Here is a 15117-nt window from a genome sequence, read left to right on the forward strand (position 1 = left end):
AAATCCAGTTGGAATTCTGTCCGCGAATCGGTATTTTAATTTCAAATTTGAAACGAAATTCCGTTCGGAAAGAGAGTTCATGCGCCCGTTCATCATCTCCAGTCGGGTCGTTCAGGCAGTCGCGGTCGCCGCCGCGATGCTCGTTTCTCTGCCGGCGTCGGCGGCCTACTTCCAGACGGATTTCGAAAGCGGCCTACCCAGCGAGATTACCGGCGCTGGCGTGATCGAGGGAACCCAAGGCTATAGCGCTTACGGGTTCGGCAACAATTTCCTGCGCAACACCACCGCGCCGGGGCAGCCGATCACGCTGACCCTGACCAACCTGCCCGCGCATACCAGCTTCAACCTGGATTTCCTTCTCGCCATCATCGACTCGTGGGACGGCAACGGCGACGGCGTCAATACGGTCGCGCCGGATTACCTGAACATTACCGTGGATGGCACGCCGATCTTCTCGCAGACCTTCGAGAACTCCTCGGCCGGCGGTTTCGGCACCGTCCAGTCCTATGTTCCGCCGTCGGGCGTCACGCTCGCGCGCTACGAGGATCTGGGCTTCACCACGGGGAATTACTGGGTCGACTCGGCCTATGACATGGGCCTCGATTCGCTGTTCGACAACATCGCGCACACCGCCTCGACCCTGACCATCCAGTTCTTCGCCAATGGCAGCGGCTGGCAGGGCGGCGCGAATGACGAGAGCTTCGCGCTCGATAATATCGCGATCACGCTGAACGGCCTTGCGACCGAGGTGCCCGAGCCGGCCGCCGCGGCGCTGTTCATGGGAATGGCCATGCTCGCCATGGGACAATATCGACGCCGCCGACGCATCAGCTAAGGCGGTAGATGGGGGCGCGGGGCCGGGCCCGCCTTAAACAATCCGGAAAAAAGGGGCGCCTCGCGGCGCCCCTTTCTTTATGGCCCTGCACCCTCGCAGGGGGCTAGGAAACGGCGCGGATCTCGGGTTCCGCAATGTCCGGCGAGCCGGCGGACAGCAGGGTGTCGAAATAGTCGATGGTGCGCTTCAACCCCTCGGCCAGCGGGACACCCGGCGTCCAGCCAAGGGTGGACTGGGCGCGGCTGATATCGGGCCGGCGTTGGCGGGGATCGTCCTCGGGCAGTGGCTGGAAGACCAGCCTGGAGCGCGATCCGGTCAGCGCCAGCACCAGATCGGCCAGCTCCAGCATGGTATTCTCGACGGGATTACCCAGATTGATCGGCCCGGTCACGCCGTCCGGCGTTTCCGCGAGACTCACCAGCCCCTCCACGAGGTCATCGACATAGCAGAACGACCGGGTTTGCCGGCCGTCGCCGAACACGGTCAGGTCTTCACCGCGCAGCGCCTGGACCACGAAGGTCGAGACGACGCGGCCGTCATTGATCTGCATGCGCGGACCGTAAGTGTTGAAGATGCGGGCAACCTTGATGTCGAGGCCGTATTGCCGCCGGTAGTCGAAGAACAGGGTTTCCGCGCAGCGCTTGCCCTCGTCATAGCATGCGCGCGGTCCGAGAGGATTGACGTTGCCCCAGTAATCCTCGGTCTGCGGATGAACCTGGGCGTCACCATAGACTTCGCTGGTCGATGCCTGGAGGATCGTGCACTTCAGCCGCTTGGCAAGCCCGAGCATGTTGATGGCCCCGTGCACCGACGTCTTGGTCGTGGCGACGGGATCACGCTGGTACTGCACCGGGGAAGCCGGACAGGCCAGGTTGAAGATGCGGTCCACTTCGATATACAGCGGAAACGTGACGTCATGCCGCATGAACTCGAAGCGCGGCTCACCGTGCAGATGGTCGATGTTGCGTTTGCTGCCGGTCAGAAGGTTATCGACGCAGACCACGTCGTGGCCCTTGCCGATCAGTCGGTCGATCAGGTGCGACCCCACGAAACCGGCGCCGCCGGTCACCAGAATCCGCTCCCTGCCCAGATCCACGCCCATTGATATCCCCCAAAGCCCCAGACACCGCGCCCCGGGGACCGCGGCATCCTGAATGTGATGCGTTAGAAATCGTCCGGACCGGCACGGAATATGGTGACGCCGAACGGTGGCCCTCGTGTCCGCCAGCTGACAAAGGTCTGGCTGGGACCGCATGCCGTGATCGCTACGCCATGCCCGGCAAGTCTACCGGTTTCCTTCTCCCGCGTCATCTCGCCCGTGAGTCCGAGCGGGCTTGCATGGGGTGCTTCCCGGTGTCACCTCCGGGGCCAGGGGCGCGTGATTGCGCTAACCAGCGCAAGGAGGCGGTGATAGTCTAGGTATTGAGGTACCATTGTTCTTGGGGAAGCAGATGGTGCCGCGTGGACCTTTGAGGGGGGACTTTCATGTTCAGGAAAATGGCTGCCGAGTTTTTCGGCACGTTCTGGCTCGTCTTCGGTGGCTGTGGATCAGCCGTGCTGGCGGCGAGCTTTCTCGATCTCGGCATCGGACTGGCCGGCGTGTCGCTGGCGTTCGGCCTGACGGTCGTGACCATGGCCTATGCGGTGGGACACATTTCCGGCGGGCATTTCAATCCGGCGGTCACCATCGGCCTCTGGGTGGGCGGCCGCTGTCCGACAGGTGATGTCGCGCCCTATATGGTCTCGCAAGTGCTCGGCGCCATCGCGGCCGCCGGGGTGCTTTACGTCATCGCCAGCGGTGCCGCCGGGTTCGACCTCGTCCAAGGCGGTTTCGCCAGCAACGGCTATGCCGAACATTCGCCGGGCGGCTATGGCCTGATCGCCTGCCTCGTGGCGGAGGTGGTGCTGACCGCGGGATTTCTCATGGTCATCATGGGGGTGACGGACACGCGGGCCCCTGCCGGTTTCGCCCCGCTTGCCATCGGCCTGGCGCTGACCCTGATCCACCTGATCAGCATCCCGGTGACCAACACATCGGTCAATCCGGCGCGCAGCACCGGTCAGGCACTTTTCGTAGGCGGCTGGGCGCTGCATCAATTGTGGCTGTTCTGGGTCGCGCCCATCGTGGGCGGGGCGCTGGGCGCGGGTCTCTACCGCGTGCTGTTCGCCAGCAGGTAGGCAGGCGGGCGGCGTTCCGGCCGCCCCTTGTCAGAACTCGACGTCCAGTTCTTCCAGTTCCTCGGGCTCGGCCTTGGCCGAGTCGAGCCATTCGACCATCAGCGGCCAGGCCAGGATGCGCTGGGCGTAGGCGGCGCATGCTTCGTCCAGCTTCACGTCATAGGTCTTGAAGCGCGTGCAGACCGGCGCGTACATGGCGTCGGCCACCGAGAGCTCGCCATAGAGATACGGGCCGCCATGGGTCAGCAGGCACTCGCGCCAGATGGTGACGATGCGCTCGATGTCCGCCTGGGCGCCGGCCCAAACCTTGAACCCGGGATAATGGGCCTTCAGGTTCATCGGCAGCGCCGCGCGGAGATTGGCGAAGCCCGAATGCATTTCGCCGCAGATGGAGCGGCAATGGGCGCGGGCGACGGGATCGGCGGGGAACAGCCCCGCCTCGGGATTGATCTCATGCAGATATTCGGCGATGGCCAGGGTATCCCACACGGAAATGCCCTTGTGGGTCAGCCGCGGAACCTGAAAGGAGGGAGACAGCAGCAGGAGCTCGGCCCGTGTGGACGGATCGTCGGCGGGCAGGATTTCTTCCTTGAACTCCAGACCGCCCATCTTGGCAAGCAGCCAACCTCGCAACGACCACGAGGAGTAGTTCTTGCTGCTGATCGTCAGTGTGGCTTTGCTCATCGCACTGCTCCGGGGCGTCACCGCCCGCCTGTTTTCCGCCGACTGATTCTGAGCGGTTCCGATGTCTTGTGCAAGTGCGAAAAGAAGGCAATCAATTACGGCTAAATATTGAGCGCCATTGCTTAAATTCAAAGCAATCCGAGCTTTGTTCCGGTGTGCAGAAGTCTCTCGCAGCGCAGCAAAAAATACATTAGCCTCGTCGGTGACGGTTCGCTTTTCGCAGGGCGTCCGTAATGATATCTCACCGGATCGGCTTCTCGCCCATGATCTATCTCGCCTACCAGACGTCCAGCGACCTCATGGCGCCGTTCCGTGCCGTGGCCCAGATGGCCAGCGCGGTGCTGAACCATCCGCCGGCGGGTCTGTCGCAGAACATGTTCTTCCGCACCATGGCGGCGTCGTTCGAGATGCTGGGCAGGACCCAGCTGACCCATGGCCGCCCCCCTTACGGAATCGACAGAGTCACGGTCGGCAACCGGGAGGTCGAGGTGGTGGAGGAAGCGGCGTTCAGCACGCCCTTCGGCACGCTGCTGCGCTTCAGGAAGGACGTGGATACGGCGCAACCGAGGGTTCTCGTCGTCGCGCCGCTCTCGGGGCATTTCGCGACGCTGCTGCGCAATACGGTGGAGACCCTGCTGCCGGAGAACGATGTCTACATCACCGACTGGCATAATGCCCGGGACGTACCGCTGTCGGCCGGCACCTTCGGCTTCGATGATTACGTCGACCATGTGATCCGGTTTCTCGAGGAAATGGGCGAAGGGTCCCACGTCATCGCCGTGTGCCAGCCCTGCGTTCAGGTTCTGGTCGCGGCGGCGGTGATGGCGCAGACGAATAATCCGGCCCAGCCGCGCAGCATGACGCTGATGGCCGGCCCGATCGACACGCGGATCAATCCGACGACCGTCAACGACCTGGCCACCACCAAGCCGATCGAGTGGTTCGAGCAGAAACTGATTTCGAAGGTGCCCTACGGCTTCGCCGGCGCCGGCCGCCGGGTCTATCCGGGATTCGTCCAGCTGACCGCGTTCATGAGCATGAACATGGACCGCCACGTGAAGGCCCATGTGGAGCTGTTCGAGAATCTGGTGAAGGGCGATCTGGACAAGGCCGGGGCGACCAAGACCTTCTATGACGAATACTTCGCGGTGCTCGACCTGCCCGCCGAGTTCTATATCGAGACCGTGCAGCGCGTGTTTCAGGAAGCCCTGCTGGCGCGCGGCCTGCTCGAATGGCGCGGGCAGAAGGTGGACCCCTCGGCGATCCGGCGGACGTCGTTGCTGACGGTCGAAGGCGAGCGGGACGATATCTGTGCCGTCGGGCAGACCATGGCGGCGCAGGACCTGTGCAGCGGGCTGCGTCCGTATCGCAAGCGGCACCACATGCAGGCCGGCGTCGGTCATTACGGCGTCTTCAGCGGCAAGCGCTGGCAGAACCAGATTTATCCGCTGGTGCGCAACACCATCCTGTCCTCCGAATAGTCAGAGGACGTCACACTCGTTGTCGGGCGCGACTCTCGTTTTCGGTTGATGTGGCGTGGGCCCGAAATAAGTGGGGCGGCACAGCTAGAAAATTAACTGTGCCGCCCCGCAACCCCAGTACTGGACCCGGCTATGGGCCGATAGCTCTCCGAGTCCTCACCGCAATAGTGCTTGGGCCGGCAAAACAGCGGTTTGGGTACAGGGGCTGACCAAATTCCTTAACTCCTGATACAGACCCCGCCGGTGTTCGCACCTGCCGGTAACCGGCGCTCAAGCGCCTGGCGTATCCTCGGTATCTTCCTGACGCGGGAGGTCCGTTGGCATCGCCCCTACCAGCAAGACGCGCTCTTGACGCGGTCTATACCCAATCCAAACATGCCGCGATTCCCCCGGTATCGCAAGAGGAGACACGTTCGCCGATGTCAAAAAAGGGCAAAGATAGGGCCGGGCGATGTCGACGAGGGTGCTTTTGCCAGGCGAAAGCGGCGGGCTGTCATGCGCAGCCTGACAATTCCGACAGGTTTCTTGTTCCTAATGACCAGCCATGATCTGCGGGATGTCTTGGCCCGACTGATTCGCCAACGGCGACGGAGAGCCGAAGCCTTGCCGCAGGCCGTCAGTCGCGAAGCATCACGCTGGCGGTAAGCAAATTGTCGTCGAGTGTTTCGTCATCAAGCGACTGGGCCAAAGGCACAGCCCAGAACCCCAGCATGAAGCCGGCCAGCAAGATGAGACCGATCGATTTGAATGGCATCCGTGACCCCCTAGCCCGCGAATAGCCTGTCTTGGCACGAAGCCCATGCTGGCCCGAAGCCCTTGCCCGGATCAACACAAAATAATCGCTTTCGAGGCCGGGCCGTCCGACATCCACTAAGATAAAGGGTGCAAAGAGGAAATCTGCCTGAATGACGGCCTGGGCGATGTCCGGGCGGCGCGGTCCTGACGCGCGCGCCTCGGACGGACGCGAATCGCCGGGACTCAGTCGCCGTGCGGCCGCCGGTTCCTTTCGACGGGAAACAGATTGTCATAGGCGGCATCGCGCTTTTCCCGGAATGCCGTCACGCCCTCGCGCAGGTCGCGCCCGCCGGGGAGGGTCGCGGCTGTCCAGATCGCCACGTAGTTGAGGCTGTCCGCCACGCTGTGGTCGCGGGCATAGTTCATCAGTTCCTTGGAGCCGTGGACGGCCAGCGGCGACTTGGCGGCGATGCCGCGCGCGATCTCCATCACGGCCGCGAGCAGCTCTTCCTGGGTGTCGAAGACGTTGTTGACGTAACCGACCTGCCGCGCTTCCTCGCCATACATGCGCCGACCCGTGAAGGCGAGCTCGCGGGCGATTCCGGCCGGAATCAGACGGGGCAGCCGCTGCAACGTCCCCAGATCAGGCGCCATGCCGATGTTCACTTCCTGGACGACGAAGAACGCGTCCCTGGTGCAATAGCGCATGTCGGCGCACACGGTCATGTCGAGACCGCCGCCGACGCAAGCCCCCTGGATGGCCGCGAGTACCGGATAGCGGCATTTCTCCAGGCGGCCGATGCGGTCGTGCAGGTCCAGCAGGTGGCGGCGGAAGGCCTCGCGCTTGCGTCCCTCGTCTTGGGTGCTCGGCGCGTTCAGGCTTTTGAAGGAGTTCAGGTCCAGCCCGGCGCAGAAGTGCTTTCCGGTCGACGAGAGCACGACGACGCGCACATCGTCCCGGGCCTCGATCTCGTCGAAGACGGCGGGAAATTCCACCCAGAAATCCGGGTTCAGGCTGTTGAATTCGTCCGGCCTGTTCAGGATCACGTGCGCGATCTGATCGGCGACTTCCAGTTTGACGGCCTTGCCTGTCATGGGGCGTTCCTCCAAGGGAAGGGCCGGCGCTTGGCGCCGGCCCCTGACGTTTCCGCGGTGGTTTATTCGGCGGCCTGACGGGCCGTGCGGCCGTAGAAGCTTTCGCCTTTCGCCGCCATGTCGCGCAGCAGTTTCGGCGGTGCGAAGCGGGCGCCATATTGCTGCGCCAGCCGGTCGCATTCGCGCACGAAGGCGTCGGCGCCGACGCTGTCGATCAGGCTGAACGGGCCGCCGGTAAAGGGCGCGAAACCCCAGCCGAAGATGGCGCCGATGTCGCCATCGACGGGATCGGTCAGCACGCCCTCCTCAAGACAGCGGGCGGCCTCGACGGCCTGGCGATACAGGAAGCGCTTCCTGACTTCCTCGACCGGCGGTTGCTCGGCGGCGGACGGCCAGTTCTCGGTGAGGCCCGGCCAGAGGTATTTCTTGCCGCCTTCGGGATATTCGTAATAGCCCTTGCCGGCCTTCTTGCCGAGGCGACCCAGTTCCATGAGCTTGTCGACAATGTGATCGCCAGGGGCGGGCTTGTAGGCGTCGCCCAGATCCTTCTTCGTCTGCTCGCGGACCTTGTAGCCCAGTTCGATGGACACGGCGTCGCCCACGTCCAGCGGGCCGACCGGCATGCCGGCCTGCTTGCCGCCATTCTCGATCAGCGCCGGGACGATGCCATCGGCCAGCATGGCGAGGCCTTCGGCTACATAGGTGCCGAAGCAGCGCGAGGTGTAGAAGCCCCGGCTGTCATTGACCACGATCGGCGTCTTGCGGATCTGGCCGACATAGTCCATGGCGCGGGCCAGCGTCTCCTGCGAGGTGTCCTTGCCCATGATGATCTCGACCAGCGGCATGCGGTCGACGGGCGAGAAGAAATGCAGCCCGATGAAGTCCTGGGGACGCGAGAAGCTTTTCGCCAGGCCCGAGATCGGCAGGGTCGAGGTGTTGGACGCGAAGACGGGCAGGGCGGGTATGGCGGCCTCGGTCTTGCGGGTGACGTCGTCCTTGATCTCGCGGTTCTCGAAGACCGCCTCGATGACGAGGTCGCACGCCTTCAGATCGTCATAGGCGGTGGTCGGCACGATCCGGTCGAGCAGCGCCTGTCCCTTCTCGGCGGTGACCTTGCCGCGCTGGACGCCCTTGTCGACCAGACCCTGCGAATAGGCCTTGCCCTTCTCGGCGGCGTCCATGGTGGTGTCGAGCAGGATCACCTTCATCCCGGCCTGAGCCGAGACATAGGCGATGCCGGCGCCCATCATGCCGGCGCCGAGCACGCCGAGTGTTTTCACCTGGAACTTGTCGACGCCCTGCGGCCGGCGGGCCAGCTTGTCGGCGGCCTGCTTGTTCATGAACAGCGAGCGGATCATGGCCTTTGAGGTCGGATCCAGCATGAGCTGGGCGAAATAGCGGCTCTCGATGCGCAGGCCGGCGTCGATGGGAACCTGATGGCCTTCATAGACCGCAGACAGGATGGCGCGGGGCGCGGGATAATTGCCCAGCGTTTCCTTCTGCACCATGGCGGTGGCGGCGGTGAAGGTCTGCACGATGCCCGGATTGTAGGCGCCTTCGCCGCCGGGAACCTTGAAGCCCTTCTTGTCCCAGGGCTGGACCGGATCGCCCTTTTCCCTGATCCATGCCTTGGCGCGGGCGACCACCTCGGCGACAGGCGCCAATTCGTTGACCACGCCCAGCTTCAGCGCCTGCTGCGGCGTCATGGAATCGCCCTTGATCATGTATTGCAGGGCGTTCTGGACGCCGATCAGGCGCGGCAGTCGCTGGGTGCCGCCGCCGCCTGGCAACAGGCCGACCTTCACTTCCGGCAGGGACAGCTGGATCTTCGGGTCGTCGGCGCAGACGCGGTAGTGACAGGCGAGGGTGATCTCCAGCCCGCCGCCCATGGCGAGGCCGTTGATCGCCGCCGCGAAGGGCTTGCCGCAGGTTTCCTGGCGGCGGCGCTGGCCGTTGCGCACGAACGCGGTATCGAACATGCCCGAGGCGTCGCTGCTGCTGCCGGCGAGCGCGCCGAGGGTGCCGAGGTCGGCGCCGGCGAGGAAAGCGGGCTTGCCCGAGGTGATCACGGCGCCCTTGATCGCGGGATCGCTGGCGACCCGTTCCACGAGGGTGTCGAGGTCCTTGCCCATCTGCGGCGTAATGACGTTCATGGAACGGTCGGGCAGGTCGATGGTCAGCAGGGCGATGCCGTCGGCGTCGACTTCGAACTTGATGGTCTCCGTCATGGTCCGGCTCCTCAGACGCGTTCGATGATGGTGGCGGTGCCCATGCCCGCGCCGATGCACAGGGTGATGAGCGCGGTGTTCAGGTCGCGGCGCTCCAGCTCGTCGAGCACGGTGCCGAGGATCATGGCGCCGGTCGCGCCGAGCGGATGGCCCATGGCGATGGCGCCGCCATTGACGTTGATCTTGTCATGGGGGATGTCGAGCACCTGCATGAAGCGCAGCACGACCGAGGCGAAGGCCTCGTTCAACTCCCACAGATCGATGTCTTCCTTGTTCATGCCGGCGCGCTTGAGCGCCTTTTCGGCGGAGAAGGAAGGACCCGTCAGCATGATGGTGGGCTCCGAGCCGACATCGGCGAAGGCGCGGATGCGGGCGCGCGGCTTCATGCCGGTGGAGGCCGCGATGCCGCCATTGCCGATCAGCACGGCGGCCGAGCCGTCGACGATGCCCGAGCTGTTGCCGCCATGATGGACATGGATGATCTTCTCCACCTCCGGATAGCGCAGCTGGGCCACGGCATCGAAGCCGAGCTCGCCCATATCGACGAAGGACGGCTTCAGCGAGGCCAGCGACTGCATGCTGGTGTCGGGCCGCATGTGCTCGTCGCGGTCCAGCAGGACGGCGCCGAGCTGGTCTTTCACCGGCATGATCGAGCGGGCGAAATAGCCGTTCTCCCAGGCGCGGGCCGCGCGCTTCTGGCTTTCCACCGCGTAGGCATCCACGTCGTCGCGGCTGAAGCCGTATTTGGTGGCGATCAGGTCGGCGCCGATTCCCTGCGGCGCGAAGTGCACCTTGGCGGCGACGGCCGGGTCCATGCTCCAGGCACCGCCCGACGAGCCCATGGGCACGCGCGACATGCATTCGGTGCCGCCGCCCAGGACCAGATCGGACTGGCCCGACATCACCTTCGCCGCGGCGAAATTGGTGGCGACGAGGCCCGAGGCGCAGAAGCGGTTGAGCTGGACGCCGGCGACGTCCTCGGAATAGTCGGCGTTGAGCGCGGCGACACGGGGGAGCACGGCGCCCTGTTCGGCGACCGGATCGACCACGCCCCAGATCACGTCGTCGACCAGCGCGGTGTCCAGATTGTTGCGGTCGCGCACGGCCTGCAGCACCTGGGTGGTCAGCGCGATCGGGGTGATCTCGTGCAGGCTGCCGTCCTTCTTGCCGCGGCCTCGCGGGGTGCGGACGGTGTCATAGATGAATGCGTCTGCCATGGGTCTATCCTCTGGAGATGAATGCGGTCAGAAGGCGTCGGCGGGGATCGCCATCAGGGAGTCGCTGCCAGCCTCGATCTTCTTCAGCAGGCTGCCGGTGTCGGGCAGCATGCGCTCGAAGAAGAAGCGGGCGGTCGCCAGCTTGTGTTCATAGAAGGCGGGGTTGTCGGCGCCGCTGGCGAGCCGGGCCTGCGCGGCCCTGGCCATGAGGCCCCAGACATGGCCCATGACGACCAGCGCCATCAGCCGCAGATAGTCGGCGGCGGCGGCACCGGCGTTATCCGGCTTGGTCATGCCGTTCTGCATCAGCCACATGGTGGCTTGCTGCTGGCGGCCCAGCGCCTTTTCGAGTTCGGCGGCCATCGGGCCGAGCACCGCGTCGGACTTGTTCGCGGCGACGAACTGGCCGACCTCGGCGAAGAATGCCTGGATGGCGCGGCCGCCATTCATGGCGAGCTTGCGGCCGACCAGATCCATGGCCTGGATGCCGTTGGTGCCCTCGTAGATGGGGGCGATGCGGCTGTCGCGCAGGAACTGCTCGACGCCATTGTCCTGGATGAAGCCGTGTCCGCCCCAAATCTGCACCGCCAGGCTGGCCACTTCAACGCCCATGTCGGTCATGTAGGCCTTGATGACCGGGGTCATGAGCGCGACGAAATCATCGGCCTTCTGGCGCACCTTTTCGTCGGGGTGGCGGTGCAGCAGATCGACCTGCAGGCCGGTGATCGCCGCCAGCGCGCGGGCGCCCTCGGTGAAGGCGCGGCCGGTCATCAGCATGCGGCGCACGTCCGGGTGGACGATGATCGGATCGGCCGGGCCATCGGCGTTCTTGGCGCCGCTGATGGCGCGGCCCTGCAGGCGGTCGCGGGCATAGGAGACGGCGTTCTGGTGGGCGACCTCGGCGATGCCCAGGCCCTGGATGCCGACCCACAGCCGCGCCTCGTTCATCATGGTGAACATGGCGGGCATGCCCTTGTTCACTTCGCCGACGAGCCAGCCGGTGGCGTCGTCATAGTTCATGACGCAGGTGGCGTTGGAATGGATGCCCATCTTGTGTTCGATGGAGCCGCACATCACGCCGTTGCGGGCGCCGAGCGAGCCGTCCTCGTTGACCAGGAACTTGGGCACCAGGAACAGGCTGATGCCCTTGGTGCCGGCCGGTCCGCCCGGGATCTTGGCCAGCACCAGATGGATGATGTTCTCGCTCAGATCGTGCTCGCCGGCCGAGATGAAGATCTTGGTGCCGCTGATCCGGTAGCTGCCGTCGGCCCGCGGTTCGGCGCGGGTGCGGATCATTCCCAGATCGGTGCCGCAATGGGGCTCGGTCAGGTTCATGGTGCCGCTCCATTTACCGGACACCATGTTGTGCAGATATTTCTGCTTCAGTGCGTCGGACGCGTGCGCGTCGATCGCCTCGACCGCGCTCTTGGTCAGGCCGGGATACATGGTAAAGCCCCAATTGGCGGCGATCATCATCTCCGACACCATGATGGCCAGCGTCTGCGGCAGGCCCTGTCCGCCATATTCCGGCTTGGCGGTCAGGCTTCCCCAGCCGCTTTCCACGTAGAGGTCATAGGCTTCCTTGAAGCCTTTCGGCGTCGTCACCACGCCATTGTCCCAGTGGCAGCCTTCCTGATCGCCGCTCTGGTTGATCGGGTGCAGTACCTCGGACGCGACCTTGCCGGCTTCTTCCAGAATGGCGTCGACCAGATCGGGCGTCACTTCCTCGAAGCCGGGGAGGTTGGCGTACCTGTCGAGGCCGAGCACATCGTTGAGCACGAATTTGAAATCGGCGATCGGGGCGGTGTAGGTGGTCATTTGGTGACGCTCCTCAGCTTGTCGTTGTGCCTGCGCCGGAGTTCGTCCAGCGGCATGCCGGCCTTCCATTCCTCCAGAAGGCGGCAGAAATTCCTCAGTTCGTCGATGGTGGCGTCGAGATCGTCGCGCTGGGCTTCCAGCGCGGCCAGCCGCTCGCGGCATTTCTCCAGGGTCACAACCCGCTGGGTCTCGCGCTCGTCGCCCAAATCGTAGAGGTCGAGCATCTCGGTGATCTCGGCGAGCGAAAAGCCGACGCGCCGGCCGCGCAGGATCCAGGCGAGACGGGCGCGATCGCGGGCCTCGTAGACGCGATTCTGTCCGTCGCGCTGCGGCGTCAGCAGGTTCTGGTCCTCGTAGAAGCGGATCGTCCGGGGCGTGACCCCGAATTCCTTGGCGAGTTCCGATATGGTCCAGGTCTGCGACACGAAGAGGTTCCCGTTTCGATTCGGTCGGTGCTGACTGTTATAGTTTACCTTTACGTAAACGTCAACTTTTGAGTCCCGCTTTCGTCCGAGGCGCGGCGCTGACATGATGCGCGACGGACCCGACACCGCCAGGCACCGCATGACCCGCTGTTCGCTCGCCATATTCGCTCACAATGAAGAGCGCGGCATCCTGACATGCCTTGAACATGTACCGGCCGGGCCGGGCGGCAACGACATTGCCGTTCACGTCCTCGTCAACGGCTCCACGGACGGAACGGCCGAGAAGGCACGCGCCTTCGCCGCGGGCCGCCCTGGGGTTCACGTCCACGAGATCGCCGAAGGCGGCAAGGCCAATGCCTGGAACCTGTTCGTGCACGAGCTGGCGGGCGAGGCGGATTTTTACGTCTTCCATGACGGCGATTGCTGGATGGCGCCCGAGGCCATCGACCGTCTCGGCGAGGCGCTGTCGGGGCCGCATGCGCCGAACGCCGCCGCCGCCTATCCGGCGACCGGCCGCAGCGCGGCGGCGTGGCACGCGAACCGTCATGGCGTCGCCGGCAACCTCTACGCCTTGTCGGGCCGCTTCGTCCGCCGCCTGCGCGACCGGAGCGTGCGCATGCCCAAGGGCTGGATCGGCGATGACGACTTCGTCGATGCGCTGGCCCAGTGGGACGCCGATCCGCCGGGTGAGATGCGGCGCGAGCGGGTGGTGCAATGCGTGGAGGCGGGTTTCGGTTTCGAATCGCTCAACCCGTTGTCGCCGGCGGACCTCGATCTCTACCGCAAGCGGCTGATCGCCTACAGCCTGCGCCGCTTTCAGGACCGCATGCTGTTCGCGGCCATGCGCGAAGACGGGCTGGCGGCGATTCCGCCGGATGTGGCGACGCTGTACCGGCGCGAGTTGGCGCGCTGCCGTTTGCAGTGGCGGGGGTCGGCGACGTTGTTCGACTGGATCGCGCTGCGGCGCATCAGGCGGATCGCGGCGGCGTGATCAGGTCTTGCGCAGCCTGAAACGCCAGACGCCGGCGGTCTCGGCGGACTCGATCAGCTGGTGGCCGGTCTGCTCGCAGAAGGCGGGAAATTCCGTCGCCGAGGCCTTGTCTGTGGCGAGCACCTCGAGAAGGTCGCCGGCCATCATGTCGCGCAGGGCTTTCTGCGCCTTCAGCACGGGCATGGGACACAGGAGGCCGGTGGCGTCGATGGTCTTCACGCGCAGGCTTTCCTACGCGCCGACCGGCGGCTCCAGCCGGACATAGGCGCTGCGGTGAAACAGCAGCGGCGGCACGTCGGGACCGGCGCCGGTGCGCAGGACCCGGCACAAGAAGATGACATGGTCGCCCGCTTCGACGCGCTCCTCGACGCGGCAGTCGAATACCGACAGCGCGCCGGGGATCACTGGTGCGCCGGTTTCCCAGACGTCGAAGGGAATATCCCCGAAGCTCTTGTCGCCCTGTTTCGAGAAGCGGTTGGAAAGACCGATCTGCTCTTCGGCCAGCACGTTCACCGTGAAGTTGGCGGCCTCCATGAAGTCCTCGTACTGTTCGGACTGTTTGCCGAGACTGAACAGGATCAGCGGCGGGTCGAGCGACACCGAGGTGAAGGAGTTCATGGTCAGGCCGATGGCCGCGCCCTGCCGGTTGAGGGTGCCCACGACCGTGACGCCGGTCGCGAAACAGGCGAATGCGCGCCGCAGCGCCCTAGGATCGATACCGTCGGTGTCGTGCATGTCTCTCCGCCCGGGATTCTCGTCAACGAGCCATTGATTTCAGAACTCGGCGGCAAGCGCAAGGCTTGCGGCGGTTGCGCACGCGCGGCGGCCTGCGCATATTGCAGCGCAAAGCAGGAGAAGAGCCGATGCCGCTGTCAGAGCCGAAACCCGGGCGCAAGCACCTTCACACCCGCACCATCCGCATGGACGCATTCTATCGCGAGGATGGCCTGTGGGACATCGAGGGCGAGGTGACGGACGTCAAGAACTATGCCTATGCCAGTCCGACGCGCGGCAACGTGGAACCGGGCGACCGGGTGCACGACATGTTCGTGCGCATGACGCTGGATGACCGCTTCACGGTGGTGGAGATCGAGGTGAAGATGGACATCTTTCCGTTCTCCATCTGCAATCAGGTCGAGCCCAATTTCCAGGATCTGGTCGGCCTCAAGGTCGGCTCGGGCTGGATGAAGGCGGTGCGCGAGCGGGTCGGCGGCAAGCATGGCTGCACCCATGTGGTGGAACTGTTCGGCCCCATGGCGACCGTGGCGTTCCAGTCCATTCCCAGCTACACGCGCATCCGCGACGCCGACAAGCCGAAGGATCCCGGCAAGCCGAAGCGCAAGCCCTTTGCCATCGGCGGCTGTTATTCCTGGGCCTATGACAGCCCGGTCACCAAGGAACTGGCGCCCGACTGGTACCGGCCCGACTAA

General features: G+C 64.7%; 15 protein-coding genes. 5 read left to right on the top strand and 10 right to left on the bottom strand.

The features are described 5' to 3' along the window. Positions 1–79: 79 nt before the first annotated feature. Complete coding sequence (locus WJU17_RS15005; protein ID WP_346328211.1) at positions 80–835, top strand: PEP-CTERM sorting domain-containing protein; 756 nt, start codon at positions 80–82, stop codon at positions 833–835. A 103-nt stretch (positions 836–938) separates the two neighbouring features. On the opposite strand, the gene WJU17_RS15010 is transcribed toward WJU17_RS15005, so the two are convergent. Next, positions 939–1937 carry a UDP-glucuronic acid decarboxylase family protein gene (locus WJU17_RS15010; protein ID WP_346328212.1) on the bottom strand — a complete coding sequence of 333 codons (999 nt, stop codon included), beginning with the start codon at positions 1935–1937 and terminating at the stop codon, positions 939–941. A gap of 383 nt (positions 1938–2320) precedes the next feature. Here WJU17_RS15010 and aqpZ point away from each other — a divergent pair, with 383 nt between their 5' ends. Further along, complete coding sequence (gene aqpZ / locus WJU17_RS15015) at positions 2321–3013, top strand: aquaporin Z (RefSeq protein ID WP_346328213.1); 693 nt, start codon at positions 2321–2323, stop codon at positions 3011–3013. A gap of 30 nt (positions 3014–3043) precedes the next feature. On the opposite strand, the gene WJU17_RS15020 is transcribed toward aqpZ, so the two are convergent. Then, positions 3044–3697, bottom strand: coding sequence for a glutathione S-transferase family protein (locus WJU17_RS15020; protein ID WP_346328214.1), 654 nt, complete (start codon positions 3695–3697; stop codon positions 3044–3046). A 263-nt stretch (positions 3698–3960) separates the two neighbouring features. Here WJU17_RS15020 and phaZ point away from each other — a divergent pair, with 263 nt between their 5' ends. Continuing rightward, positions 3961–5178: a polyhydroxyalkanoate depolymerase gene (gene phaZ, locus WJU17_RS15025; protein WP_346328963.1), complete on the top strand. Its 1218-nt coding sequence runs from the start codon at positions 3961–3963 to the stop codon at positions 5176–5178. A gap of 616 nt (positions 5179–5794) precedes the next feature. On the opposite strand, the gene WJU17_RS15030 is transcribed toward phaZ, so the two are convergent. The 6 genes from WJU17_RS15030 to WJU17_RS15055 form a co-directional block, all read right to left on the bottom strand. Continuing rightward, the gene (locus WJU17_RS15030; protein ID WP_346328215.1) at positions 5795–5932 is read right to left on the bottom strand and encodes a hypothetical protein; all 138 of its coding nucleotides are present in this window, start codon (positions 5930–5932) and stop codon (positions 5795–5797) included. Positions 5933–6156: 224 nt separating this feature from the next. Next, complete coding sequence (locus WJU17_RS15035; RefSeq protein ID WP_346328216.1) at positions 6157–7008, bottom strand: crotonase/enoyl-CoA hydratase family protein; 852 nt, start codon at positions 7006–7008, stop codon at positions 6157–6159. 62 nt (positions 7009–7070) lie between these two features. Continuing rightward, positions 7071–9236 carry a 3-hydroxyacyl-CoA dehydrogenase NAD-binding domain-containing protein gene (locus tag WJU17_RS15040; RefSeq protein ID WP_346328217.1) on the bottom strand — a complete coding sequence of 722 codons (2166 nt, stop codon included), beginning with the start codon at positions 9234–9236 and terminating at the stop codon, positions 7071–7073. An 11-nt stretch (positions 9237–9247) separates the two neighbouring features. Continuing rightward, a complete protein-coding gene (locus WJU17_RS15045) occupies positions 9248–10453 on the bottom strand; it encodes an acetyl-CoA C-acetyltransferase (RefSeq protein WP_346328218.1) in 1206 nt (401 codons plus the stop codon). Positions 10454–10480: 27 nt separating this feature from the next. Further along, complete coding sequence (locus WJU17_RS15050; RefSeq protein WP_346328219.1) at positions 10481–12271, bottom strand: acyl-CoA dehydrogenase C-terminal domain-containing protein; 1791 nt, start codon at positions 12269–12271, stop codon at positions 10481–10483. Further along, complete coding sequence (locus tag WJU17_RS15055; protein ID WP_346328220.1) at positions 12268–12696, bottom strand: MerR family DNA-binding transcriptional regulator; 429 nt, start codon at positions 12694–12696, stop codon at positions 12268–12270. The genes WJU17_RS15050 and WJU17_RS15055 overlap by 4 nt, the downstream gene beginning before the upstream one ends. 103 nt (positions 12697–12799) lie before the next feature. Between WJU17_RS15055 and WJU17_RS15060 the strand changes: the two genes are divergently transcribed. After that, positions 12800–13687: a glycosyltransferase family 2 protein gene (locus tag WJU17_RS15060; protein WP_346328221.1), complete on the top strand. Its 888-nt coding sequence runs from the start codon at positions 12800–12802 to the stop codon at positions 13685–13687. Here WJU17_RS15060 and WJU17_RS15065 read toward each other — a convergent pair whose 3' ends face one another. Together WJU17_RS15065 and WJU17_RS15070 are read right to left on the bottom strand one after the other, a co-directional pair. Further along, entirely contained in the window at positions 13688–13912 is a 225-nt protein-coding gene (locus WJU17_RS15065; RefSeq protein WP_346328964.1) for a sulfurtransferase TusA family protein, read from the bottom strand. A 6-nt stretch (positions 13913–13918) separates the two neighbouring features. Further along, positions 13919–14422: a flavin reductase family protein gene (locus WJU17_RS15070; RefSeq protein ID WP_346328222.1), complete on the bottom strand. Its 504-nt coding sequence runs from the start codon at positions 14420–14422 to the stop codon at positions 13919–13921. A gap of 128 nt (positions 14423–14550) precedes the next feature. Between WJU17_RS15070 and WJU17_RS15075 the strand changes: the two genes are divergently transcribed. Further along, on the top strand, positions 14551–15117 hold the full coding sequence (locus WJU17_RS15075; RefSeq protein WP_346328223.1) for a DUF2889 domain-containing protein: 567 nt from the start codon (positions 14551–14553) through the stop codon (positions 15115–15117).

The sequence above is a fragment of the Iodidimonas sp. SYSU 1G8 genome (genome assembly GCF_039655775.1).
Lineage (GTDB): Bacteria > Pseudomonadota > Alphaproteobacteria > SMXS01 > SMXS01 > RI-34.

Bases quoted from the DNA above. Each gene is read 5' to 3' on its own strand.
- WJU17_RS15005 (WP_346328211.1), top strand. From the start codon at position 80: ATGCGCCCGTTCATCATCTCCAGTCGGGTCGTTCAGGCAGTCGCGGTC.
- WJU17_RS15010 (WP_346328212.1), bottom strand. From the start codon at position 1,937: ATGGGCGTGGATCTGGGCAGGGAGCGGATTCTGGTGACCGGCGGCGCC.
- aqpZ (WP_346328213.1), top strand. From the start codon at position 2,321: ATGTTCAGGAAAATGGCTGCCGAGTTTTTCGGCACGTTCTGGCTCGTC.
- WJU17_RS15020 (WP_346328214.1), bottom strand. From the start codon at position 3,697: ATGAGCAAAGCCACACTGACGATCAGCAGCAAGAACTACTCCTCGTGG.
- phaZ (WP_346328963.1), top strand. From the start codon at position 3,961: ATGATCTATCTCGCCTACCAGACGTCCAGCGACCTCATGGCGCCGTTC.
- WJU17_RS15030 (WP_346328215.1), bottom strand. From the start codon at position 5,932: ATGCCATTCAAATCGATCGGTCTCATCTTGCTGGCCGGCTTCATGCTG.
- WJU17_RS15035 (WP_346328216.1), bottom strand. From the start codon at position 7,008: ATGACAGGCAAGGCCGTCAAACTGGAAGTCGCCGATCAGATCGCGCAC.
- WJU17_RS15040 (WP_346328217.1), bottom strand. From the start codon at position 9,236: ATGACGGAGACCATCAAGTTCGAAGTCGACGCCGACGGCATCGCCCTG.
- WJU17_RS15045 (WP_346328218.1), bottom strand. From the start codon at position 10,453: ATGGCAGACGCATTCATCTATGACACCGTCCGCACCCCGCGAGGCCGC.
- WJU17_RS15050 (WP_346328219.1), bottom strand. From the start codon at position 12,271: ATGACCACCTACACCGCCCCGATCGCCGATTTCAAATTCGTGCTCAAC.
- WJU17_RS15060 (WP_346328221.1), top strand. From the start codon at position 12,800: ATGATGCGCGACGGACCCGACACCGCCAGGCACCGCATGACCCGCTGT.
- WJU17_RS15070 (WP_346328222.1), bottom strand. From the start codon at position 14,422: ATGCACGACACCGACGGTATCGATCCTAGGGCGCTGCGGCGCGCATTC.
- WJU17_RS15075 (WP_346328223.1), top strand. From the start codon at position 14,551: ATGCCGCTGTCAGAGCCGAAACCCGGGCGCAAGCACCTTCACACCCGC.